Origin of the sequence: Paraburkholderia sp. MM6662-R1 (genome assembly GCF_050436245.1) — a bacterium.
In the GTDB taxonomy this organism is placed as follows: domain Bacteria; phylum Pseudomonadota; class Gammaproteobacteria; order Burkholderiales; family Burkholderiaceae; genus Paraburkholderia; species Paraburkholderia tuberum.
This window is the reverse complement of record NZ_JBNDLV010000003.1, coordinates 1,309,354-1,333,755: the sequence shown is the minus strand read 5'-3', so window position 1 is coordinate 1,333,755 and position 24,402 is coordinate 1,309,354. Positions and strand designations below refer to the sequence as shown.

The following is a 24,402-nucleotide window of genomic DNA, read 5'->3' as shown; positions in this document are numbered from 1 at the left end:
GGCACGATCCAGCCCGTACGACCCAAACGAATTCACATCAACGAAACGAAAGAATCGAAGCGAACCCGCGGCGCGGCCATCACGGCTCACGGCGATTCGTATGAGGAGGCAGACATGGCACATTCCGCATCCGCCGCGCCGGCGAAGGAAGGCCACGGCGAAGCGTCGCCGGCTCTGCCAGCGCTCGCGCTGGCCGCGCTCGGCGTGGTCTATGGCGACATCGGCACGAGCCCGCTCTATACGCTCGCCACCGTGTTCGATCCCAGCAACGGTCTCACGCTCAATGCTTTCAATATCGTCGGCATCGTCTCGCTGATCTTCTGGTCGCTGATGATCGTCGTTTCGCTCAAGTACGTCGTACTGATCCTGCGGGCGAATAATCATGGCGAAGGCGGCATCATGGCGCTGCTCGCGCTTGCGGCGTCGTCGATCGCGTCGCGGCCGCGTTTGCGTCGCGGCCTCCTCGTGGTGGGCGTGATGGGCGCGGCGCTGTTCTTCGGCGATAGCGTGATCACGCCGGCCATTTCCGTGCTGAGCGCCGTGGAAGGGCTCGAAGTCGTCGAGCCCGGGCTCAAGACCTATGTGATTCCAGTGACGCTCGCCGCGCTCATCATCCTGTTCGTCACGCAAAAGCACGGCACGGGCGGCATCGGCGCCGTGTTCGGGCCCGTGATGGTGCTCTGGTTCGTCGTGATCGGCGTGGCGGGCGTCGCGAACATCATGTCCGCGCCGGTCGTGCTGTATGCGCTCAATCCGCTGGAAGGGCTCGGCTTCGTCATGCATCACCGCTGGCTCGCGTTCGTCGCGCTCGGCGCGGTGGTGCTCTCGCTGACGGGCGCCGAGGCGCTCTACGCCGACATGGGCCATTTCGGCAAGCGACCCATCCGCCTTACCTGGTTCGGCGTCGTTTTTCCCGCGCTCGCGCTCAACTATCTGGGCCAGGGCGCGCTGCTGCTGGCGAATCCCGGCGCGGTGCAAAACCCGTTCTACCGCCTGTTCCCGCAGTGGGCCATCGTGCCGATGATCGTGCTGGCGACGATCGCCACCGTGATCGCCTCGCAGGCCGTTATTTCGGGTACCTATTCGATGACGACGCAGGCCATGCAGCTTTCCTTCCTGCCGCGCATGAACGTCGTGCATACGTCGGAGCGCGAGATCGGGCAAATCTACGTGCCCGGCATCAACTGGATCCTGTTGATCGCCGTGGTTGCGGCGGTGTTGGGCTTCCGCTCGTCCACGGCGCTCGGGTCCGCGTATGGCATCGCCGTGACCGGCACGATGCTCATCACCACGTTCCTGACGTTCTTCGTCGTGCGTTACGCGTGGCGCTACAACTGGCTGCTGTGCCTGCTGTCCACCGCGTTCTTCTTCGTGATCGACGCGTTGTTCTTCTCGGCGAATCTGCTCAAGATCGTCGATGGCGGCTGGTTCCCGCTCGTGATCGGCGCGATCGTGTTCACGGTGATGGCGACGTGGGGACGCGGCTGGGAAATGATGCTGGCCGAAGCGCGCGTGCGGGCGGGAAAGACGCCGCTCAAGCCGTACCTCGCTGCGCTGCTCGAAAGTTCGCCGACGCGCGTGGGCGGCACGGCGATCTTCCTGACGCCGGACGCCGAAGCGGTGCCGCACGCGCTCGTCAACAACCTGCGGCACAACCGTGTGCTGCATGAGCGCACGGTTTTCCTGAGCGTAATAACGAAGAACGTGCCGTGGGTGGCCGACAGCGAGCGGGTGCAGATCAGGCCGCTGTGCACGGGTTGCTGGCACGCAACGGTGAAGTACGGATTCAAGGACGAAGTGGACTTGCCGCGCACGCTGGCCGCCTACAAATCGCCGGAACTGGCCTTCAACCTGGACGACACATCGTGGTTCCTGAGCCGCGCGGCTGTCGTGCCCAAACGCGGCCATGGCATGGCGCTATGGCGCGAGCGGCTTTTCGCGGTGATGCTGCACAACGTGGGCAATATCGCGGCGTTCTTCAAACTACCGGCCAATCGCGTGATCGAAGTCGGCGCGCGCGTGGAGATCTAGAGCGCGCCGTTCAGCAAGCGTGGAGCAGCGGCCGGCCTGCTTCGATACTCCTCGGCCCCGTAACCGCCGCGCCTGCGTAGTCAGCACGCGAGGCGGAGGCGAATCGCCCTTGTCCGACGCTAGCGTTGAGCGCCGCTTCGCAATGGCCCTCGGATACCTCGGGTTCGAAACTTGCTGCCCACGACCAACCCGCCGCTCGAATCGGCGCGCGCGTTTTGCTTCGCGGCAGGCTGGCATGGTCGGATGCCCGCGCCGCATCCAACGAGGAGACGTGTCATGGGCGACGAGACTCACCAGAATCACGGACACGACCGCCGCCGCTTTCTTGCGGGCGTGGCCGCGGTGGCCGGCAGCGTTGCGCTATCGGGTTGCGGAGGCGGCGGTGGATTGGGCGGAGACGGCCAACCGGGCGGCGGGAGCGCCGGCGAACCTGCGTCCTCGATTACCGACATTCCATCGCCCAACGCCGCCGACCGCTACAGCCTGCCGCGCCCGGCGTTGCCCGCGCCGGCCAGTTCGGGCATCGACTTCATCGTGCTGGTCACGATGGAAAATCGTTCCTTCGACCATTTCCTCGGCTGGGTGCCGGGGGCCGAGGGCATGCCCGCGAACCAGCAGTTCAAAGACGCGTTCGGCGCGACGCAAACGCCGTTTTCCCTCGCGGCGAATGCCGCGTACGGCTATCAGGCGTGCGCCTACCAGGACCCTAATCACAGCTTCTCGGGGGCGCGCACGCAACTGGCATCGGGTGCGATGAATGGCTGGCTGCTCACACCGGGCACGAGCCTGAACTCGGGCGACCTGCTGCCTATCGGTTACTACACGTCAGCCGATCTTCAATTTTTCAACGCCGTGGCGAGCAGTTATACGATCGGCGACTTCTACTTCAGCGGCATTCTGACCAGCACCTTTCCCAATCGCGTCTATCTGCATAGCGGCGCAACGGATCGGCTCGACGACAGCACCGACACTTCGTCGCTCGCCACGATCTGGGACAAGCTGAGCGACGGCAATATCGACTGTCACTACTACTACCATGACGTGCCGTTCACGGCGCTTTATGGCACGCGTTATCTGGGCATTTCGCGCCCGTTTGCGGATTTCCTCGTGAATGCCGCAGCCGGGACGCTGCCGCCGTTCTGCATGGTCGATCCGTCCTTCGCGGGCGAGCTGGAAGGCGTTTCCGCCGACGATCATCCGCATGCCGACATCCGCGACGGCGAGGCGTTTCTCGCGCAGGTCTACGAGGCGCTGCGCACGAGCCCGACGTGGAGCCGCACGCTGATGATCGTCGTCTACGACGAATGGGGCGGCTTTCTCGAGCACGTGGTGCCGCCCACCAGGCCGATCAGCAACAGCGAGCTCACACTCGGCAACGACGGCAAGCTCGGCTTTCGCGTGCCGCTCGCGCTGCTTGGCCCGCGCGTGCGCGCGAACTCGATCACGCGCTATCCGTTCGACCCCAGCTCGATTCACGCGCTGCTGCAATGGCGCTTCGGCTTACAGCCGCTTGGCGTGCGCGGCAGCGATCCGGCGACGTTCAATCTCGCCTACGCGCTCGATCTCGACGACGCGCCGCGCACCGACGCTCCCGCGTTCACGGTCGCCCAAGGGCCGTTCGGCGGGATCTGTCTGGGGGCGGCGGCACCTTCGCCGTCAAGCTCCGTAGCGGCGATCGATCAGTCGCAAAAGCTGGCGATCAACCCGACGGCGGACCGCTTCGCGGATCTGCGCGCGAAGGCGGCGTCACTAGGATTCCGGACCGGAGGCTAAGCCGGGTTTCCGCTTAAAATGAGCGGGCCGCAAGCCGGCGCCGGACCGGGCCGCGCTGGACTGTGAATGCCAGCGCGCACGGCGGGATGCACGGCCTGATGAAGGCTCATGCCTTGAGCGCAGTTTGGTGAGAAACGCTTGCGCGCGACATCGTTTTGCGAAGCGGGCCCCCCACTTGCTGGCGAGACCGCCTCGAAGCCCCGCGGTAGCGTGCAGCATGTCATCGGCGCGCGCGGCGGGCCGCCTACGTCGACGTCACCGCGTCGTCCTCAACGGGTCCGCCGATGCCATTTCGTTACGATCTTCCCGTTTGGTGTTCCCGCGAGCGGCCATACCGCCGCGTTGTAGCCAACCTGGCCGCCGCGCTGGCGTTCGCCGCAAGCACCAGCGTCATTGCGCAATCCGCGCCGACGGCCGCCCAGACCCAGCCGGCCGTGCCGGCCGTTACGCTGCCCGCATCGGCCGCCGCCGCGAATGCCGCCAGCAGCGCCGCGGACCGGCACGTCGAAAACACGGATCACGCGCAGCCATCGCCGGTCGTGCCGACGCCGCCGTCCGAGCTGTACGGCGAGCTGTATCGCGACGTCGAACTCGCGCATCTTTACCCGGACAGCAAGACGTTTGCCGATATGTCGCCAGGCGAGCCGCCGGCCCAGGTCATCGCCGACTACGACAGCCAGCGTGCTCAGCCGCGCTTCGACCTGAAACAATTTGTCGAACAGCGCTTCACGCTGCCCCCGCGCGCGCCGAAGCGCTACGCGTCCGATCCTGACGAGAGCGTCACCGCGCACATCGATACGCTGTGGAACGTGCTGCGTCGCGAACCGGATGCGAGCGCGAGCCCGTACTCGTCGCTGCTGCCGCTGCCGTCGCCGTACATCGTGCCGGGCGACCGCTTCGACGAGATCTACTACTGGGATTCGTACTTCATCCTGCTGGGGCTCGACGCGAGCGGCCAGCACGCGCTCGTCGACGACGAGCTGAACAATTTCTCGACCTTGATCGACCGCTATGGCCACATCCCCAACGGCAATCGCACGTATTACCTGAGCCGTTCGCAGCCGCCGTTCTTCGCGCAGATGGTGCAGCTCGTCGCGCGCAAGGAGGGCGATCAGGTCTACGCCCGCTATCTGCCCGAGCTGCGCCGTGAATACGCGTACTGGATGGCCGGCAGCGACCATCTCGCGCCGGGCAACGCGGCCCACCATCTCGTGCGCCTCGCCGACGGCACGCTGCTCAATCGCTACTGGGACGAGCGCGCGGCGCCGCGCGACGAGTCGTACCGCGAGGATGTGATGACGGCGCAACGGATACCGCAACGCGATGCGCGGGATTTGTGGCGCAACCTGCGCGCGGGCGGCGAAACCGGCTGGGACTTCAGCTCGCGCTGGTTCGCCGACGGCAGGACGCTCGCGACCATCGACGTGACCTCGCTGGTGCCAGTGGACCTGAACTGCCTGATGGTGGACCTCGAACGCACGCTCGCGAAAGCCTACCGTGTGACCGGCGATGCAGGCCACGCCGAGAATCTCGAACTACGTGCCCGGGTGCGCGCCGATGCGATCCGCCGGGTGCTGTGGGACCCGCAACTGCACGCTTTCGGCGACTACGACTTCGTGCACCGCACGCTCACGCACCGGCTTACCGCCGCGACGGTGTACCCGCTTTACGCCGGCGTCGCGACACGCAACGACGCGCGCGAAGTGGCGCAGACGATCCGGCGCGATCTGCTGCGTCCGGGCGGTCTCGCGACGACGCGGACCAACACCGGCCAGCAGTGGGACGAACCGAACGGCTGGGCGCCGCTGCAGTACCTCGCGGTGATCGGGCTGCGCCGCTATAGCGAGCCGGAGCTCGCGCGCGATATCGCGACGCGCTGGATCCGCACCGACGTCGCGTACTACCAGCGCACCGGCAAGCTGGTCGAGAAGTACGACGTCGACGCGAGCGGCAAGTCGGCGGGGGGCGGCGAGTATCCGCTGCAGGACGGCTTTGGCTGGACCAATGGCGTGCTGCGCGTGCTGATGCAGCTCTATCCGGATGCGGTGAGTTCGACGAAGCCGGCCGATCTGCCGGGCGGTGCGGTGGGGGTGTCGGATGCGGCGGCATCGGCGGCGGCCGCGCCGCAGACGTCGCACAGCACGTCGCCCGCGGGCCACTAGTACAACATCCCGTAAATAGCTTGATTAAATAATTGTCTTGGCTATCATTTCGGGATGAGCCAAGGTCGTCATGCAACGCCAGTGAAGCTGGCGAAGAAAGAACGAGAAGAACTACTGTCGCTGATCGAGCGGAAGACCGCGACGCAGCGAGATGTGATGCGGGCACGCATCGCGCTGTGGGCGCGAAGGACACGCGAATACGGTGATTGCTCGGGAACTGCGCATATCGGTGCAGACGGTCTGCACGTGGCGCAAGCGCATCGCACAGCACGGTGCGCAGGGCCTGCGCGAGGGTGAGCGCAGCGGCCGTCGTGCTCGCATCACGCAAGAAACGCGACTGCAGTTGATCGCGTTGGCATGTGAAGCACACGAACCCGAGGGACGGGTTACGCCAACGCTGGACGAGATCGTAGCGCGCGCGATCGGGCGCGGCATTGTCGAACAGATCAGCCGCAGTCATGTGCAGCGCATTTTGCAGGCCGGTGACGTTCGACCGCACCGGGTCAAGCAATGGCTACACAGTCCCGACCCGGCCTTTCGTGAGAAGGTCAATGTGATTTGCAGGTTCTACCGCAAGGTCCCTCGAAACGCGGTGGTACTCAGCATTGACGAGAAGACTGGCATTCAAGCCATCGAGCGTAAGCACCCGGGGCGTGCGCCGGCGCCGGGACGGCTGCGTCGCAGGGAGTTTGAATATATCCGCCATGGCACCCAGGCGCTGATTGCTGCGCTGGATGTGCATACCGGGCAGGTGCTGGCAGATTGTCGCGAGCGTCGCACCCAGGACGACCTGGTCGCCTTCATGGAGCGCGTGGCGGCTGCGTACCCGAGCCAGCAGGTGCATGTGATCTGGGACAACCTCAATACGCATCGCGCCCAGGCCGTCTGGCAGGCATTCAATGCACGGCACGACGAGCGGTTTCATTTCCACTTCACCCCGCTGCACGCGAGCTGGGTTAATCAGATCGAGCTCTGGTTCGCCCGTTACACGCGCCGGGTGCTACGCCACGCCAGCCATACCAGCACCGCGCACCTGCGCGAGCGTACCGAGCAGTTTGTCCGCGCGCATAATCAGGCAGCACGCCCCTTCAAATGGACTTTCAGGGGCTATCCGCTGCAAACTGGCGCATCGTAATCGAGAGACTGACATGCCAGCCATACCCACTAAACATTACGCGAGCGAACTTGAGCGTCAACTGCGCGGGCTGCTCGGCCACGAGCAGATCGTCACACAAGCGTATGGCCGGCACCTGCTGATCAAACGTCTCGATGATGAGGAACCGACGGTTGTGGCGCGCCTCACCGACCTCGGCCGCAATCGTTATAGTGCCGCCTTTCGCAGCCACACCGGCCGATGGGAACCGCTGCCGGGCACGGGTTCGCTCGACGAGATGACCGAGCTCGTCGTCACGCTCCTGCAGCCTTATTTGCAGCCCGATAATTATTAAAGCTATTTACGGGATGTTGTACTAGTTGCAAAGAGGCGCGCAGCCAGGCCCGCGCGTTCCGAAGAGGTAGTAGCGATACCAGGATGATGGGTTGACTGCCTGGCGGCGGCGCAGCCCGTTACGATGCTTTGGGTAGCTCGAACAGACCCTCGTCACCCTGGAAAGCCTCGAAGATGAATCGTAAGCTCGACGTACCATCGGCCGAACCGGTGCCGCCGCAGGCGCAGGTCACGGCGACAGCCAAGGCCGCCCCGCCGGCCGGCGATGAAGCCGCCGCGCATTGGCAGCGTAATCTGTGCGTGTGCGTGTTCGGCTCGTTCACGACCATCGTCGCGATGACGCTGCTGCTGCCGTTCCTGCCGCTCTATGTCGAGCAGCTCGGCGTAAAGGATCATGCGGCGATCGTGCAGTGGTCCGGCGCCGCGTTCGGCGCGACCTTCTTCAGCGCCGCGCTCGTCGCGCCCCTGTGGGGCAAGCTCGCGGACCTCTACGGCCGCAAGCTGATGCTGATCCGCTCGAGCCTCGGCATGGCGGTCGCGATGTCGCTGATCGGCATGGCGCACTCGGCGTGGCAGCTGGTCGCGTTGCGGCTGCTCGCCGGGTTGCTCGGCGGCTATGCGTCGGGCTCGATGATCCTCGTCGCGACGCAGACGCCGAAGGCGCGTTCGGGCTGGGCGCTCGGCGTGCTGTCGTCGGGGATCATGGCGGGCAATCTGGTCGGCCCGCTGATCGGCGGCTTCCTGCCGCCGCTGATCGGCATCCGCGCGACCTTTTGGGCCTCGGGCGCGGCGATCTTCGTCGCCTTTCTCGCGACGGCGTTTCTGATTCGCGAAATGCCGGTTCGCAAGCGCGCGGACAGCGCGCCGAAGCAGGGCGCGTGGGCCTCGGTGGACGACAAGCGGCCGGCCATCGCGATGCTTGCCACGGGTCTGCTGCTGATGGTCGCGAATATGTCGATCGAGCCGATCATCACCGTCTACGTCGCCCAGCTCACGAAGCCTCAAAGCGTGACGATGATCGCGGGCTTCGTGATGTCGGGCGCGGCGCTCGGCAGCGTGATCTCGTCGTCGCGTCTCGGCAAGTTCGCCGATCGCGCCGGGCACTGGAATGTGATCGTCGGCTGCCTCGCCGTATCGGCGGTGTTGCTCGTTCCGCAGGCGTTCGTCACCGCGAGCTGGCAGCTGATGGTGCTGCGTTTCCTGATGGGCATGGCACTGGGCGGCCTGCTGCCGTGCATCGCGAGCGTGATCCGCCATAGCGTGCCGGCGAGCGTGACGGGCGCGATCCTTGGCTACTCGGTGTCGTCGCAATACGCGGGGCAGGTGGCTGGCCCGTTGCTGGGCGGTTTCGTCGGCGGACACATCGGCATGCGCGCGGTGTTTCTCGGCACCAGCGTGCTGATGGCGCTCGGCGCGCTCGCGAACTGGCGCGTGAAGTCGGGCAGGGCACGGGCAGCGGTGGCGCGCTGATCCAAGCCACCTCGACGGTCAACGCGTTTGCCATTCCGGCGCAAACACCTTTCCCCTGGGCGACCAGCGCCCGCGTAAACCCCAGCGCGCGTCTAGCCAGAACCCGCTTTGCTCCTTTTTTTATTCATGCTACTGTGAATCGCAGTTCGTCAGGCTATGCAAATTTACATTGCGACCAGCCGAGGCGAAGCGGGGGTGGCCTGACGTCGCCACCCCGCCGGACACACCCCAACGTGTAATCCCGACCAAGGAGAAAGCGCGGTGACGCAGGTTCCGATCGACGGTAGCAGCATCGTTTCCGCGCGCGCTTTGTCCCACCCACGTCCGTCCCCGGTGAAATGGTTCGTCAGGGCGGGCGTCGCGCTCATCTATCTGTTCATGCTGAGCCCGCTGATCTTCGTGATCTGGCTGAGCTTCTTCAAGGACGCGATCATCACGTTCCCGCCGTCCGGCTACACGCTGTCGTGGTACGTCAACGCATGGCGTAACGACGCGTTCGCGAACGGTTTCGTGCTGTCGCTGAAGCTCGCGGCCGGCGCCGCGATCGGCGGCGTGGTGCTCGGTGTCGCCGCCTCGCTCGCGCTTGCGCGCTACCGGTTTGCTGGGCGTCGTCTCGTCAGCAACACGCTGCTGCTGCCACTAGTCGTGCCTGGCATCGTCGCCGGCATTGCGACCTATCTGTTCTATCTGCGCGCCGAGAATGCGCTCGACACCGACATCGTCGGCACATTCGGCGGCCTGCTGCTCGCGCATATCTGCCTGACGATCCCATGGACGATCCGGCTCGTCACCGCGAGCCTGGGCCAGCTCGACACCACCGTCGAGGAGGCGGCGCGCAATCTCGGCGCCGGTGCGTGGCGCACGCTGTGGCGCGTCACGCTGCCGATGCTGCGGCCGGCGATCGTCGCCTCCACGCTGTTCGGCTTCATCGTCTCGTTCGAGAACCTCGAGATGACCTTGCCGCTCGTCGGCCCCGGCAAGACGACGTTGCCGATCGCAATCATGCAGTACCTCGAATTCAATCTCGACCCAACCATTGCGGCGGTATCGGCCGCGCAGATCGTGCTGCTTGGCATCGTGATGCTGATCACCGATCGTTTCGTGAAGCTCGGCAAGGTGATCTGATCATGGCTCAGGTATCCCTGCGCAATCTGCGCAAGCAGTACGGTGCGACGACCGCGGTCGCCGACGTGTCGTTCGATATCGCCGAGGGCGAGCTGGTCGCGTTCCTCGGCCCGAGCGGCTGCGGCAAGACGACGACGCTGCGCATGGTCGCGGGCTTCGTCGAGCCGAGCGACGGCGAAATCTGGATCGGCAACACCGAGGTCACGCGGCTCGCACCCGACAAGCGCAATACCGGCATGGTGTTTCAGCGCTACGCGTTGTTTCCGCACATGACCGTTGCGCAGAACGTCGCGTTCGGTCTGGAAATGCGGCGTGTACCGAAGGCGGAGCGCGACACGCGCATTCGCGAGGCGCTCGACATGGTGCGGCTGAGCTCGCTCGCCGAACGCTATCCCCGGCAGTTGTCCGGCGGCCAGCAGCAGCGCGTCGCGATTGCGCGCGCGCTCGCGATCCGGCCCGACGTATTTCTGCTCGACGAGCCGTTGTCGAATCTCGACGCGAAGCTGCGCGTCGAGGTCCGCGAAGAAATTCGCGCGCTCCAGCAGCGTCTCGGTCTCACGACGATCTTCGTCACGCACGATCAGGAGGAAGCACTTGCGATGGCGGACCGCGTGGCCGTCATGCACGACGGACGCGTGCAGCAGATCGGCAGCGCGGACGCGTTGTACGAGCGGCCCGCCAATCCGTTCGTCGCGAGCTTCCTGGGCCGCATGAATTTCCTCGCGGGCCACGTCGACAACGGCCAGTTCATCACCGCGAACGGCGAAAAGTTCACAGTCAACGCGGCCGCGCGCAATGCCAACACGCTCGGCATCCGACCCGAGCGCCTGCGTCTTGCCGCGGCGCCCGAGCACAGCGAAGTGTCGATCCCGGTCAGGCTGGCCGACCGGATCTATCTCGGCGCGACCGTCGAATTGCGCCTCACGAGCGAGCGCGGCCAGAGCCTCGTCGCGCTCGTGCCGAACACCGCGCATGCCGGTGCCGGCGCATGGTCGCCGGGCGACACGCTGCACGCGTGCTTCAGAACCGAAGATTGCCTGCTTTTTTCCGCCTGAAGGACCATAAAATGAGCTATCCCATCACGCGCCGCACGTTTCTGAAAGCTGCTTCCGGTCTGCTCGTCGCTCCGTCGCTCGGTTTCGATCCGCGCACGGCGCTGGCGGCCGACGCTTGCCCCAACGTCGTCGTCGGCACGTGGGGCGGCGATTATCTGAACCTGCTCGAACAGAACATCGGCAAGCCGATCATCGAGGCCGCCGGCGGTCGCGTCACGTACGACTCGGCGGATCAGATCGGCCGCATGACGAAGCTGCGCGCGGAGAAGATGTCGCGTCACGGTTCGCTCGACGTCGCCTGTCTCGCCGACATCGACATGTTCGACGTCAACCGTTCCGGGGTGCTCGAACCGCTCGACACGAAACTGGTGCCGAACTCGGCGCGCACGATCGAAGCGCTGCGCCGCCCGTATTCGATTCCGCACATCTTCAGTGCGATGGTGATCGTCTACAACCCGGAGAAGTTTCAGGCAAAACCCGATTCGCTCGCGGTCGCGCTCGATCCGAAACTGAAGGGACGGGTGGGTTTTTCCGACATTCTGTACAACTTCAACGTGCTGCAGTCTTCGCTCGCGGCGGGCCAGCACAATGGCGACACGGCGGCCGGCATCCAGTTTCTGCGCGAGGTGCGCAAGCAGCAGCCGAAGGTCTATCCGTCGAACGAAACGGTCGCGGCGGCGCTGAAAAGCGGCGAAATCTGGATGACCTGCATGTGGAAAGCGCGCGCGCTGCAGTGGAAAAAAGGCGGCGTGCCGGTCGACTACGCGTTCCCGAAAGAGGGCGGCGTGCCGGTCACGTTCGAGGCCGCCGTGCCGAAGAACGCGCCGACGCGTGCGTGCGGCTTCAACTATCTGAACGCGATGCTCGATCCGCGCGCGCAGGTCGGCTTCGCCGAGACGATGGGCTATGCGCCGACCGTCACCGACGCGGCGTTACCGCCGACGCTGCAACAGAGCGTCGGCTTCACGAATGCCGAGCTCGATCGCCTCGTCAAAGTCGACTACGCGCGTTTCACTGCGGAAAAACCGGCGCTGCTCGACTTCTGGAACAAGGAATTCAAGCCGGGACTTTGAACCATGACGACGAGCGCACTGAACGCCGCGCCGCGGCGCCGCGACTTCGCCGGGGGCCTGCTCGCAACGCCTGCCGTGTTGGTCGTGCTATTCGTGATCGTGCTGCCGGGCGTGCAACTGGTGCGCTACAGCTTCAATCATTTCGACTCGGTCCAGATGATGCAGGCGGCGTTCACGCTCGAGAACTACGTCCAGTTTCTGACCGATCCGTACTACCACGCGGTGCTGTGGACCACGATCAAGGTGGCCGCGCTGTGCACGGCGCTGTCGCTCGTACTCGGTTTTCCGGTCGCCTATGTGCTTGCTAAAACGCAGAGCCGCTTCAAGAGCCAACTGGTGATGCTGCTGGTGTTTCCGCTGCTGGTCGGCAACGTCGTGCGCGCGGCGGGTTGGATGGTCATGCTCGGCAACGCGGGTTTCGTCAATGCGATGCTGATGGCGCTCGGCCTCGTCGATCAACCGGTGCGGCTGCTGTATACGCCGTTCGCGGTGGTGGCCGGCACCACCGCCGTGGTTCTGCCGTACATGATCCTGACCTTGCAGAGCGTGCTCGAAGGGCTCGATTTCTCGATCGAGGAAGCCGCGCGCAATCTCGGCGCGAGCTTCGCTCAGACGCTCGCGCGCGTCGTGCTGCCGATCGCGGCGCCCGGCGTCGCGGCCGGCACGATGCTCGTGTTCATTCTGTGCATGAACGCGTACGCGACACCGGTTCTGCTCGGCGGCACCGGCATCACGATGATGACGCCGGCAATCTACGACCAGATCGCCAAGGCGAACAACTGGCCGTTCGGGGCCGTGCTGTCGATCGTATCGATGGTCGTCACGTTTGCGCTGGCGCTGTTGTCGCACTGGATCATCCAGCGGCGCTACGCGAAGACGATGATGACCTGAACTGACAGGGCGCGCCGCGGGCTGGTGTGTGGGATGCGCCTCTCCTTAATTCTTCTTCCTGAAGGAACAACAGATGCCAATCCTCACCGAAAAGACTCGCGCTTACCGTCACGACCTGATGCAAAAACTGATGGAACGTCAGCGAGTCGATGCGCTCATCTTCACGTCCGCCGACTTCTTCCAGTGGGCGACCAATTTCCACGTCGACGTGCAGACCTGGGAGCGGCCGATCGCCGTGTGCGTGCCGCTGTCGGGCGAGCCGTTCGCGGTCATGAACGAGCTGTCGACGCATCACGTGATGATGGCGCGCGAGCGCGGACATCTGTGGCTCGACGATATCTCGTTCTACTCCGAGCATCCGCGCGTGGTCGAGCGGCAGCCGCTACTCGCGGAGGTCCCGGAGCTAATCGCCGCGCGTTTGCGTGCCGCCGGGCTTGGCGCATCGCGAATCGGCGTCGAAGCCGCCGGCGGTCCGCTCGGCCGCGCGGCGTCACTGCTGCCGGACGCGAAGTTCCTGCCGATGCTCGCCGAGTTGCGCTCGTTGCGCTGGGTCAAGCACCGGGAGGAGATTGCCATCATGCGGGCCGCCGCAAGCCTCGCCGATTGGGTGCAGGACCGCTATCGCGAGAACATTCGCCCCGGACGGCTCGTTCAGGAACTCGACTATCAGATGGCCACCCTGATGGTGACCGAAGGCGCGCGCCGCTTTCCTGGCGAGAACCTCGAAGTGATGCGTTGCTGGACCTTGTCGGGACCGGCATCGGCGTCGCCGCACGGCGACGGTGCGTCGTGCGGCGCGCAGATCAAGGCGGGCGACGGTCTCGTCAATATCGTGATTCCGCGTTTGAACGGTCTCGTGATCGAGAACGAGCGCACCTGGTTCTGCGGCAAACCGGGCGCCGAGCAGGCGCGTTTTCATGAGGTCGCGCGCGCGGCCAACGAGGCGGCCGTCGCGGCGGCCGTCACGGGTCAGCCGGTTTCGGGTATCGACGCGGCCGCGCAGGCGGTGATCGAGCAGGCCGGCTGCGCGAAGTACATCCGTCATCGCACGGGGCATGGCATGGGCATCATCGGTCACGAGTATCCGGACGACATGGCGTTCAATCACCGCGCGCTGCTGGACAACGAGGTGTACTCGGCGGAGCCCGGCATCTATGTGTACGGCCTCGGCGGTTTCCGGCTCGACGATTCGGTCGTGACCGGCCCGACGCCGGAGCTGCTGACGAAGACCCCTCGCACGCTCGCGCACGCGACCATCGATTGAGTCGCGCAGCGCGCGACACCCTTCAACGTTGCAGATGACCCGGATCTTGTACCGGGAGGAGACCTGATGGAGTCGATTCTGTTCTCGCACTGCGCGCTGCTCGATCCGGCTGCCGGCGAATTGCGTGAGGACCACGCGGTGCTGGTGGAAAACGGACGCATCAAGGAGGTCGCGGACCGGCCGATCCGCAGCGTGTCCGCACGCGAAATCGACCTGCGCGGCAAGACGCTGATGCCTGGCCTGATCGATTTGCACGTGCACGTGCATGCGACGCAGCTCAATCTCGCGGCACAGGTGAACTTGCCGAACGTGCTGGTCACGCTGAAGTCGTTGCCGTTGTTGCAAGGCATGCTTCGGCGTGGCTTCACGACAGTGCGCGATGCGGGCGGCGCGGGCTTCGCGCTCAAACAGGCGTTGGAGCAGGGGCTCGCCGAAGGTCCGCGCCTGTTCGTGTCGGGCCGCGCGATCAGCCAGACCGGCGGACACGGCGACATGCGCGGCCGCAGCGACTACATCGGCACCGATAGCCCGTGCGCGTGTTGTGCGCGGGTCGGCGCGATATCGCGTGTCGCCGACGGCGTCGATGCCGTGCGTCGCGCGGTGCGTGAAGAGCTGCAGATGGGTGCCGACCAGATCAAGATCATGGCCTCGGGCGGCGTCGCCTCGCCCACCGATCCGGTCGGCGCATGGGGCTATTCGGAAGACGAGATCAGGGCGATCGTCCACGAGGCGCGGGCGCGCGGCACCTACGTGCTCGCGCACGCGTACACGGCCGAGGCGATCGCGCGCGCGGTACGCTGCGGCGTTCGCACGATCGAGCACGGCAATCTGGTCGACGAAGCGGCTGCGCGGGTGATGGCCGAGCACGGCGCGTTCGCGGTGCCGACGCTCGTCACCTACGACGCGCTCGCGAACGAAGGCGAAGCGCTCGGCCTGCCCGCCGACAGCGTCGCGAAGATCGGGAGCGTGCGCCAGGCGGGCCTGCGTTCGCTCGAAATCTTCCGCGCGGCGGGCGTGCCGATGGGCTTCGGTAGCGATCTGCTCGGCGAATCGCAGCGTCTGCAAAGCGATGAATTCCGCTTGCGCAGCGAAGTGCTGACGCCGCTCGAGATCCTGCGCAGCGCAACGGTGGTCGGCGCGCAGGTGCTCGGCCAGGTCGGGCAGCTCGGGCAGATCACGGCAGGCGCGCACGCCGATATGCTCGTCGTCGACGGCAATCCGCTTGCGTCGCTCGACTGTCTGCTGGGGCAGGGCGAGCGCATTCCGGTCGTGATGAAGGGCGGTAGAATCCATGCCTTTGATTTGCCGGCGTGACATGCGCAGCGCTCGCTTGCGAGCGAGGTTGACAGCGGGGAGCGCCGGCGGCCCGTGCAATCCGGAGAGAACGGATGGACTTTCGGCACATCGACGCATTCAGGGCGCTGATGCTCACGCGCACGACGACTCGCGCCGCGCAGGTCATCGGCACTTCGCAGTCGGGCATCAGCCGCCTGATTACCGATCTGGAGCGCTCGACCAGTCTCACGCTGTTCGATCGCAGCCGCGGCCGGCTCGAACCGACCGTCGAAGCCCTGGCGCTGTTCGAGGAAGTCGAGCGGCGCTATGCCGGCCTGGACAACATCCGCGAGTTCGCTCTGAGCTTGCGCAATCCGTCGACCGCGGTGATTCGCGTGGGCTCGGTCGTATCGTTCGGGCTCGGCTACTTCGCGCGCGTCGTGGCGAACTTTCATCGGCGGCATCCGGCCGTGCAGATTGCGTTGACGACCGGGGCATCGTCGCTGATTAGCGATCAGGTGGTGTCGCGTCAACTCGCGCTCGGTCTCGTCACGAATACGGTCGACGTGACCGGCACCGATTCGACCGCCTTCGCGCAGCTCGACGCGATCTGCGCGTTGCCGGCCGGTCATCCGCTGGGCAAGCGCAAGGTCATCAAGGTGGCGGATCTGCGGAATCAGCCGATCGTGTCGTACGATCTGCCGGACCTCGTGCGCTGGGGCATGGATCAGGTGTTCGCGACCGGTCAGCTGCAATCGCAGGTGGTGGCGACCGCGCCGTATTCGGTCAACATCGCGACGATGGTCAAGGAAGGCCTCGGCATCGGTTTGCTGCATCCGGTGTCGGCGTACGACTTTCTCGATTCGAATCTGATCTTGCGCCGCTTCGAGCACGCAATGCCTTTCTACACGCTGAAGATCACGCCGCATGGCGCCGCGCCGGCTCCGCATCTCGACGAATTGTCGAAGGTGATGGAGGAGACGCTCGAAGAAGTGCTGGTGGCCGTGAATACGCGCTTGACGGCAGCGAGCTGACCGATTGCCGCCATGTTCCAGATGTACTCCGAAGGCACGACCGCGAAACTCGATGACGCGCTGCTGCCGAACCACCAACGTGATTCCGCAATTTCGTCGCAGCTACGCGGTCCCGCACATCTTCAGCGCGCTCGCGCTCGTCTACGATACCGACAGGGTGCGCACGCGCCCGGACGGTCTCGCCGCGCTGCTGGACCCTCAATTCAAGGGCAAAATCGGCCTGGTCGATGATCAGTATGACTATCTGACGCTCGCGGGCGCGCTTGCCTCGGGTGGGCAAGCGAACGATCTTGCGCTCGGGCAGAAGTATTTGCGCGCACTGCGCGAGGCATCGCCGCGAGTGTATCCGTCGGTCGATGCACTGGCGTCGGCGCTCAAGAGCGGCGAGATCGTCGTGACCGTCACGTGGAAGGCGCGCACGCTGCAGTGGCAAAAGGCGGGCCTCGCGGTCGATTACGTGTTCCCGAAGGAGGGCGCATTACCGGCCACGTTCGAGGCCGCCGTCACCGCGGGCAGTAAATCGTCCGCCTGCGCGTTTCCCTATCTGAATGCGATGCTCGATCCGCGTTCCCAGCGCGCGTTCGCCGAATCGATGGGCTACGCGCCGACGATCACGAACGCGAACCTGCCGCCGTCGTTGCAACAGGCGGTGGGCTTCTCGGGCAAGGAGCTGGAGCGGATCGTGCCGGTCGACTTCGCGATGCTGATGAAACACAAAACGGAAATGCTCGACTTCTGGAACAAGGATTTCCGCGCTGGACTTTGACCCCGAGGCTCCGCACATTTCTGCCTGCAAGACCCAAACACATGATTATTCTGACCAACAACGAAGGTAAATCCGGCATCGGCTTGACCGCGGAACTGCTGCGCAATGGCGGTGCCGGACTCGACGCGGTCGAGGCAGGCATCCGGCTCGTCGAAGATGACGAAGAGGTGCGCACGGTCGGGCGTGGCGGCTGGCCGAATCTGCTCGGCGAAGTCGAGCTCGATGCGTCGGTGATGGATGGCTCGACGCTGCGCACTGGCGCGGTGGGCGGTCTGAAGGGCTTCAGGCATCCGGTGAGCGTCGCGCGTGCCGTGATGGAACGGCTGCCGCACGAGCTGCTGATCGGCGAGGGCGCCGCGCGCTATGCGGCCGAAACGGGTGCGGAGCGCTGCGAGCTGCTCGCCGATCATTCGCGCAAGGCCTACGCGCGCTGGTTCGACGGCGAAGTCATCGCGGCCGACAGGGCCGCGTGGCCGAACGTGCCGCTCGAACGCTATTGCCACGACGCGGTCGATCCGGAGATCGGCAAGGACACGACGGTTTTTCTTGCGCTCGACAGCGCCCGCAATGTCGTGACCGGCACGAGTACATCGGGATGGGGCTGGAAATATCCGGGCCGTCTCGGCGACAGCCCCGTGATCGGCGCGGGCTCCTATGCCGATAGCCGTTACGGCGCCTGCGCATGCACGGGCGCGGGCGAGATGACGATCCGCGCCGGTACGGCGCGCGCGGTGGTGCTCTACATGAAAATGGGCATGAGCGTCGAGCGCGCGGTCACCGAAGCGGTCGACGATATGCGCGCGCTCAAGGGCGGCTTGATCAGCCGCGTGACGATCCATGCGATCGATGCCGCGGGCAATTACTGCGTGGTGGCGGTCAATGGCTTGCCGGGCAATCACTACTGGGTGTGGACGCCAGTCATGGCGCAGCCGGAGCGCCGTGCTTGCGAGCTGATCCAGATCTCGGCGGGTGAGCCGCAGAGCAAGCGGATTGCGATGCAGGTTTATACCGACGTGTGAGGGTGACGCGTAGTGGTGAATCAGCGGTATTCCCGCAGCGGCACCTAAGACGTCTTCTGCCCCCCCGCAATCACCCGCTCCAACGATAGCTTCAAGTGACGCTGCATCGCCGCTTGCGCCTGAATCGCATCATGCGCCTCCAGCGCTTCGAGAATCACGAGATGTTCGTCGGGCACGGCGCCCCACGTCGTCTCGTTCTCGAAGTGGCCGCGCAGCTTTTCCGACAGCGGACTATGCCGCGCATCGAATAGCGAGCTGACGGTGCGCACGAGCACCTCATTGCCGGACATTTGCGCGATCGCGAGATGGAACGCGCGATCGGCCGCGACCGGAATTCTGCCGGCTTTTACTTCGCGCTCCATCTCGTTGTAGATGGCGCGCAGCATCTTCAGATCTTTCGGTTTGCAGAACGGTGCGACGCTCGCGATGATCGAGCCTTCGATCAGGCAGCGCGCGCCGAGGATGTCGAGCAGGCTATCGCCGAGTTCGGCCTGCGACAGCGACGCATCATTCTGCGCGGACGGCGTCGCGCACAGGTAGACGCCCGAACCCATACGAATCTCGACGAGCCCTTCCAGTTCCAGCGCGACCAGTGCCTCACGCACCGACGGCCGCGACACGCCGAGCGTCTCCGCCAGCGCGCGCTCGGGCGGCAGGCGGCCGTTCGGCGCGAAGTCCGGCTGAGCGATCAGCTCGCGCAATTTTTCCGCGATCTGAAGATAGAGGCGGCGAGTGTCGGCAGGTCTGGTGGTCACGAAACGATTCCCGGCGATGTAGCTTGTGCAAGCCCCATAAGGCGAGCGCCGATTGTAGATCGAAGCGCCCGGCGCGCAAATCGTGCGTGTTCGGCGACAGCGTTCGGGGTTTCCCCCAACTCCGTGCGAATTGGCTTGACCAGTATCGCACTCGCCATTATTTTTGCAAATTGGTAAGGCCAGATTGACGCCGAGGAGACGCCAGCCGTGCAGCCCTGCTGGTCGCTCCGCATCCCGACACCCGATCAATTTCTCCATGACGATGAAGACTGTCATTTGCGAACAACCCGGCCAACTCGCGCTCGCCGAACGCGCGAGGCCGGCGGTTCCTCGATCATCGCCTCGCCGACATCGCGCGCAATCACGAGCAAAAGAAAGAGCGGCGTTTCAAGCCGGTGATCGAACTCGCGCGCGAGCTTGGCGTGCGTGTCGAGCAACCGCGTCTAAGCGCGGCGCTTGCCGCGTGCACGCACGACGGCTAACGACGCGGGCCGCAAATCCGCAGTAGATCCGTAGCACACCCCGGCAGCACACCCCGGCAGCACACCGGCGGCCACGAGGCCGCATGGTTCATCCAAATAGAGTAGATGCCAGCCCAGGAGGAGACGGTTTCATGAAGAAGAAGATGCGTTGGGTAGTGATTTTTCTGTGCTTTCTCGCGATCGCGGTGAACTACGTCGATCGTGCGAATCTCGCGGTCGCCGCGCCGCAAATCGAAAAGGCGCTCGGCATCGGCCCCGCCGAGATGGGCTTCATCCTGAGCGGATTCTTCTGGACCTACGCGTTGATGCAGATGCCGTTCGGCTGGTTCGTCGATCGTGTCGGCGCGCGCATCGCGTTGCCGCTCGCGGTCGGGTGGTGGTCGGTGTTTACCGCGGCCACCGCGGTCACGACCAGCGTCGCGGGCATGTTCGGCTGCCGCCTGTTGCTCGGCGTCGGCGAGGCGGGCGCGTATCCGTCCTGCACGAAGCTCGTCAGCCAATGGTTCGAGCCCAAGGAGCGCGCGATCGCGACCAGCATCTTCGATAGCGGCTCGCGGGTCGGCTCCGCGCTGTCGATTCCCGTGGTCGCGCTGATCATCGGCACGCTCGGATGGAAGGCCGCCTTTGTCCTCACCGGCTTGCTCGGCGCGGTGTGGATCGTCGGCTGGTTCGTGATCTATCGGAATCCCGTGCAGGACGCGATGGAGACCGCGCGCAACGCTGCGCCGGCGGCTCAAGCGAGAGGCGGCCAGGACAACGTGACGTGGGCATCGCTGTTTCGCCATCGCACGCTGTGGGGCATGATGCTCGGCTTCTTCTGCCTGAACTTCGTGATCTACTTCTTCATTACGTGGTTTCCGAGCTATCTCGTGCAGACGCGCGGCTTCTCGCTGAAATCGCTCGGCACGCTCGGCATGATTCCGGCGCTGATCGCGATTCCGGGCGGCTGGCTCGGCGGCTATGTGTCCGACGCGCTGTTCCGGCGCGGCTGGAGCCTGACGGCTGCGCGCAAGACCTGCATGGTCGGTGGCATGCTGGTGTCGTCGGTGATCACGCTGTCGGCGTTCACGGAGAACACGTATCTGATGCTCGCGTTCTTCGGTATCGCCTATGGCAGCCTCGCGTTCGCCGCGGCGAGCATCTGGTCGCTGCCCTGCGATGTCGCGCCGACACCGCGCCATGTCGCGTCGATCGGCGGCATCCAGAACTTTGCGTCGAATCTGGCGGGGATCGTGATTACGACGTTCACCGGCGTGATGGTCGCAATGACGAAGGGCTCGTTCACGATCCCGCTCGTCGTCGCGGGCGGCTTCTGCTTTCTCGGCGCGTTCAGCTATCTTTTCATCGTGGGACGCATCGAGCCGCTGTCGCTGGAATCGGAAAGCCGCGATCTGCCGAAGGGCGCGCGCTCCACGATCTGACGTATTCTGTGTCAACGCATACGGATAACCCTGTTTTCGAGGCTTCTCATGTCGACTCAAGCTAGCGTCGCGTCCGCGATCATCCGCCTGCACCCCGGCGACGACGTCATCATCGCGACCCGGCAGTTGCTGCCGGGCACGCGCATCGAGGCGGAACAACTGGTCGTCGCCGGACTGATTCCACCGGGGCACAAGATCGCGACGCGCAACATCGCGCAAGGCGAGCCGGTCAAGCGCTACAACCAGATCATCGGCGTCGCGCGTGAGGCGATCGCGCGCGGCCAGCATGTCCACACGCACAATCTCGGCATGTCGGAGTTCGCGCGCGAGCACGCGTTCGGCGTCGATGCGCAGCCGACCGTCTACGTCGAGGAACCCGCGCATTTCATGGGCATTCGCCGCGACCACGGCCGCATCGCGACGCGCAATTACATCGGGATTCTGACCAGTGTGAACTGCTCGGCGACGGTCGCGCGCGCGATTGCCGATCATTTCCGGCGCGACGTGCGTCCCGACGCGCTCGCCGACTATCCGAACGTCGACGGCGTGATCGCCTTGACGCACGGGCTCGGCTGCGGCATCGACATGCAAGGCGAGGGCATTGCGATCCTGCGTCGCACGCTGGCCGGTTACGCGGTGCATCCGAACTTCGCGTCGGCGCTGTTCGTCGGCCTAGGCTGCGAGACGAATCAGATCGACGGCGTGCTCGCCGCGGGCGGTCTCGACGCCAGCACGACGAAGCTGCGCAGCTTCACGATCCAGGACAGCGGCGGTACGCGCAAGACGATCGAACTCGGTATCGCGATGGTGCGCGAGATGCTCGCCGACGCGAACCGCGTGCAGCGCGTGCCGGTGCCGGCTTCGCATCTATGCGTCGGTCTGCAGTGCGGCGGTTCGGACGGCTACTCTGGCATCTCCGCGAATCCGGCGCTCGGCGCCGCGGTCGATCGGCTCGTGCGGCACGGCGGCACCGCGATCCTGTCGGAGACGCCGGAAATCTACGGCGCCGAGCATCTGCTGACGCGGCGTGCGGTGAGCGCCGCGGTCGGCGACAAGCTGCTCGCGCGCATCGCATGGTGGCAGGACTATTGCGCGCGCAATGGCGGCGCGATGGACAACAACCCATCGGCGGGCAACAAGGCGGGCGGCCTGACGACGATCCTCGAAAAATCGCTCGGCGCGGTCGCGAAGGGCGGCACGACGAATCTGGTCGACGTCTACGAATACGCGCAGCCGATCGCCGCGAAGGGCTTCGTATTCATGGATTCGCCCGGCTACGATCCGGTGTCGGCGACGGGACAGGTCGCCTCGGGCGCGAACCTGATCTGCTTCACGACCGGGCGCGGCTCCGCCTATGGCTGCGCGCCGTCGCCGTCATTGAAGCTGGCGACCAACACCGCGTTGTGGGAGCGCCAGCAGGACGACATCGATATCAATTGCGGCGGTGTGGTCGACGGCAGCGCGAGCATCGACGAACTCGGCGAAGCGATCTTTCGCATGATGCTCGACTGCGCGTCCGGCACGCGCACGAAGAGCGAGCTGCACGGCTATGGGCAAAGCGAGTTCGTGCCGTGGCAGGTCGGCGTGGTGACCTGAGCGGGTGCATTGCAGCGACACGACCGAATAGCCGAACGGATCACGCATTGGAGGATGCAATTGGAACGCCGCCTTCATTCAGGCCGCGAGGTGAAGCGCGCGCAGCGGCTCTGCCCGTCTGACGAACTGGAGATATCCGATGCAGCAGGAACCGATCTCCGCGACCCGCGGTAACGAAGCCGTCGCCGCGCTGCGCGCGGCGCTCGGCGCTGACATCGTGAGCCTGCCGGCCGAATTTGGCGGGCGGCGGTTCGCGGACTGGAGCGGCACGCCATCGACCGATCCGATCGCGCTGATCCGCCCGCGCACGACCGAAGAGGTCGCCACCGCGCTCAGGATCTGCCATCAATTCCGGCAGCCGGTCGTCACGCAAGGCGGCATGACCGGGCACGCGGGCGGTGCCTGCGTGCTTGGGGAGGAGGTCGCGCTGAGCGTCGAGCGGATGAACGGCGTCATCGACATCGATCCGGTCAGCGCGACGATGACCGTGTTCGCGGGCACACCGCTGCAGGTCGTGCAGGAAGCGGCCGATCACGCCGGCTTCATGTTCGCGCTCGACCTCGGCGCGCGCGGCAGTTGCACGATCGGCGGCAACATCGCGACCAATGCGGGCGGCAATCGCGTGATCCGCTACGGGATGATGCGCGACCAGGTGCTCGACGTCGAAGCGGTGCTCGCCGACGGCAGCGTGATCGGCGGCGAGCGCAAGATGATCAAGAACAATACCGGCTACGACCTGCGCAACCTGCTGACGGGCAGCGAGGGCACGCTCGCGGTCATCACGCGCGCGGTGCTGCGCCTGCGGGCCAAGCCGCGCGCGATCTCGACCGCATGGTGCGGCATGACGGACTGCGCGGCGGTGACCACGCTGCTCGGCCGCGCGCAGGAGCGGCTGCCGGCCGGCGTGTCCGCGTTCGAGGTCATGTGGCCGAGCTATTGCGACTTCGTGCGGCAACGCCTGCCCGAACTGCGCGTGCCGCTCGCGAGCGATCACGCCTACTACGTATTGCTCGAGACTTGCGGCGCGGACCCGGAACGGCAGTCGGCGGCTTTCGAGGAATTCCTCGCCGACATGTTGAACGCCGGCGTGATCGCCGACGCCGCAATCGCGCAATCGGACGCGGACGCCGCGGCGTTCTGGGCGATTCGCGACGCGCCAGCCGAATATCCGCGCCTGATTCCGGGACGCATCTCGTTCGACATCAGCTTCGCGGTCGCGCAGGCGGGCGACGCGGCGCAGCGCTGCGACGAGCGGTTGCGCGCGCGCTGGCCGCAAGCGACGATCCTCGTCTATGGGCATCTCGGCGACGGCAATCTGCACGTGGTGGTGCAAGAACCTGGCTGGACCGACGAGGCCATCGACGACGTCAAGCGCGTCGTCTATGAACTGACGGGGGAAATGGGCGGCTCGGTATCGGCCGAGCATGGGATCGGCGAGGAGAAGCTGAGCGTGCTCGGCCTGTCACGCTCGCCGGCCGAACTCGCCGCGATGAAGGCGATCAAGCTCGCGCTCGATCCGCACAATCTCCTGAACCCTGGCAAGGTGATCGCGATGTAGTGTGCGCGGCGCGAATCTGCGTGCGCAGCCACGGCGCTTTCAGCAGCTCGGGAACGCGCGCAGCATGTTGCGCGAGTCGCTTGCTCAGGCACTCGATCTCGCCGAGCGCGACGTGTTCGAATTCGGCGGGGCGCAGTGCGATCGCATCGTTGTGAGCGTACTCACGGAAATATCCGGCGGCGCGTCATGGCATCGGCGACGCGGT

The 24,402-nt window shown here is 65.4% G+C and carries 18 protein-coding genes and 3 pseudogenes; 20 read left to right on the top strand and 1 reads right to left on the bottom strand.

The annotated features are described in order from the left end of the window. The first annotated feature begins 114 nt into the window (after positions 1–114). The 15 genes and pseudogenes from OKW39_RS29100 (at position 115) to OKW39_RS29030 (ending at position 18,385) form a co-directional block, all read left to right on the top strand. Positions 115–2,031: a potassium transporter Kup gene (locus OKW39_RS29100; protein WP_429564208.1), complete on the top strand. Its 1,917-nt coding sequence runs from the start codon at positions 115–117 to the stop codon at positions 2,029–2,031. Positions 2,032–2,307: 276 nt separating this feature from the next. Continuing rightward, entirely contained in the window at positions 2,308–3,804 is a 1,497-nt protein-coding gene (locus OKW39_RS29095) for an alkaline phosphatase family protein (RefSeq protein ID WP_429564207.1), read from the top strand. A 284-nt stretch (positions 3,805–4,088) separates the two neighbouring features. Further along, positions 4,089–5,966, top strand: a complete 1,878-nt coding sequence (treA, locus tag OKW39_RS29090; RefSeq protein WP_429564206.1) for an alpha,alpha-trehalase TreA — start codon at positions 4,089–4,091, stop codon at positions 5,964–5,966. 54 nt (positions 5,967–6,020) lie between these two features. Beyond that, positions 6,021–7,101 (top strand): annotated as a pseudogene (locus tag OKW39_RS29085) (IS630 family transposase). 13 nt (positions 7,102–7,114) lie between these two features. Beyond that, entirely contained in the window at positions 7,115–7,414 is a 300-nt protein-coding gene (locus OKW39_RS29080; protein ID WP_429564205.1) for a hypothetical protein, read from the top strand. A 173-nt stretch (positions 7,415–7,587) separates the two neighbouring features. Next, positions 7,588–8,883, top strand: coding sequence for an MFS transporter (locus tag OKW39_RS29075; RefSeq protein WP_429564204.1), 1,296 nt, complete (start codon positions 7,588–7,590; stop codon positions 8,881–8,883). A gap of 261 nt (positions 8,884–9,144) precedes the next feature. Continuing rightward, positions 9,145–10,008 (top strand): ABC transporter permease, encoded by an 864-nt coding sequence (locus OKW39_RS29070; RefSeq protein WP_429564203.1) that lies wholly within the window; start codon positions 9,145–9,147, stop codon positions 10,006–10,008. Between the two features lie 2 nt (positions 10,009–10,010). Beyond that, positions 10,011–11,063 carry an ABC transporter ATP-binding protein gene (locus OKW39_RS29065; protein WP_090810833.1) on the top strand — a complete coding sequence of 351 codons (1,053 nt, stop codon included), beginning with the start codon at positions 10,011–10,013 and terminating at the stop codon, positions 11,061–11,063. A gap of 11 nt (positions 11,064–11,074) precedes the next feature. After that, positions 11,075–12,136 carry an extracellular solute-binding protein gene (locus OKW39_RS29060; RefSeq protein ID WP_090810835.1) on the top strand — a complete coding sequence of 354 codons (1,062 nt, stop codon included), beginning with the start codon at positions 11,075–11,077 and terminating at the stop codon, positions 12,134–12,136. A 3-nt stretch (positions 12,137–12,139) separates the two neighbouring features. After that, entirely contained in the window at positions 12,140–13,027 is an 888-nt protein-coding gene (locus tag OKW39_RS29055) for an ABC transporter permease (protein WP_090810837.1), read from the top strand. Between the two features lie 73 nt (positions 13,028–13,100). Beyond that, positions 13,101–14,291, top strand: a complete 1,191-nt coding sequence (locus OKW39_RS29050; RefSeq protein ID WP_429564202.1) for a M24 family metallopeptidase — start codon at positions 13,101–13,103, stop codon at positions 14,289–14,291. A gap of 66 nt (positions 14,292–14,357) precedes the next feature. After that, the gene (locus OKW39_RS29045) at positions 14,358–15,605 is read left to right on the top strand and encodes an amidohydrolase family protein (protein ID WP_429564201.1); all 1,248 of its coding nucleotides are present in this window, start codon (positions 14,358–14,360) and stop codon (positions 15,603–15,605) included. A 74-nt stretch (positions 15,606–15,679) separates the two neighbouring features. Continuing rightward, positions 15,680–16,600, top strand: a complete 921-nt coding sequence (locus tag OKW39_RS29040) for a LysR substrate-binding domain-containing protein (protein ID WP_429564200.1) — start codon at positions 15,680–15,682, stop codon at positions 16,598–16,600. Between the two features lie 52 nt (positions 16,601–16,652). Continuing rightward, complete coding sequence (locus OKW39_RS29035) at positions 16,653–17,366, top strand: ABC transporter substrate-binding protein (protein ID WP_429564199.1); 714 nt, start codon at positions 16,653–16,655, stop codon at positions 17,364–17,366. Positions 17,367–17,407: 41 nt separating this feature from the next. Then, entirely contained in the window at positions 17,408–18,385 is a 978-nt protein-coding gene (locus OKW39_RS29030; RefSeq protein ID WP_429564198.1) for a N(4)-(beta-N-acetylglucosaminyl)-L-asparaginase, read from the top strand. 44 nt (positions 18,386–18,429) lie between these two features. On the opposite strand, the gene OKW39_RS29025 is transcribed toward OKW39_RS29030, so the two are convergent. Then, positions 18,430–19,140, bottom strand: a complete 711-nt coding sequence (locus tag OKW39_RS29025) for a FadR/GntR family transcriptional regulator (protein ID WP_090810849.1) — start codon at positions 19,138–19,140, stop codon at positions 18,430–18,432. A 326-nt stretch (positions 19,141–19,466) separates the two neighbouring features. Between OKW39_RS29025 and OKW39_RS29020 the strand changes: the two are divergent. The 5 genes and pseudogenes from OKW39_RS29020 to OKW39_RS29000 all read left to right on the top strand — a co-directional run. Then, a pseudogene (locus tag OKW39_RS29020) lies at positions 19,467–19,622 on the top strand (mannitol dehydrogenase family protein); the annotation flags it as partial. A 131-nt stretch (positions 19,623–19,753) separates the two neighbouring features. Then, positions 19,754–21,043 (top strand): MFS transporter, encoded by a 1,290-nt coding sequence (locus OKW39_RS29015; RefSeq protein WP_429564197.1) that lies wholly within the window; start codon positions 19,754–19,756, stop codon positions 21,041–21,043. Between the two features lie 48 nt (positions 21,044–21,091). Next, positions 21,092–22,639 carry a UxaA family hydrolase gene (locus OKW39_RS29010; protein WP_429564196.1) on the top strand — a complete coding sequence of 516 codons (1,548 nt, stop codon included), beginning with the start codon at positions 21,092–21,094 and terminating at the stop codon, positions 22,637–22,639. 139 nt (positions 22,640–22,778) lie between these two features. Further along, the gene (locus OKW39_RS29005) at positions 22,779–24,197 is read left to right on the top strand and encodes an FAD-binding oxidoreductase (RefSeq protein ID WP_429564195.1); all 1,419 of its coding nucleotides are present in this window, start codon (positions 22,779–22,781) and stop codon (positions 24,195–24,197) included. Positions 24,198–24,252: 55 nt separating this feature from the next. Beyond that, positions 24,253–24,372: pseudogene (locus tag OKW39_RS29000) on the top strand (RNA polymerase sigma factor); the annotation flags it as partial. Positions 24,373–24,402: the final 30 nt, after the last annotated feature.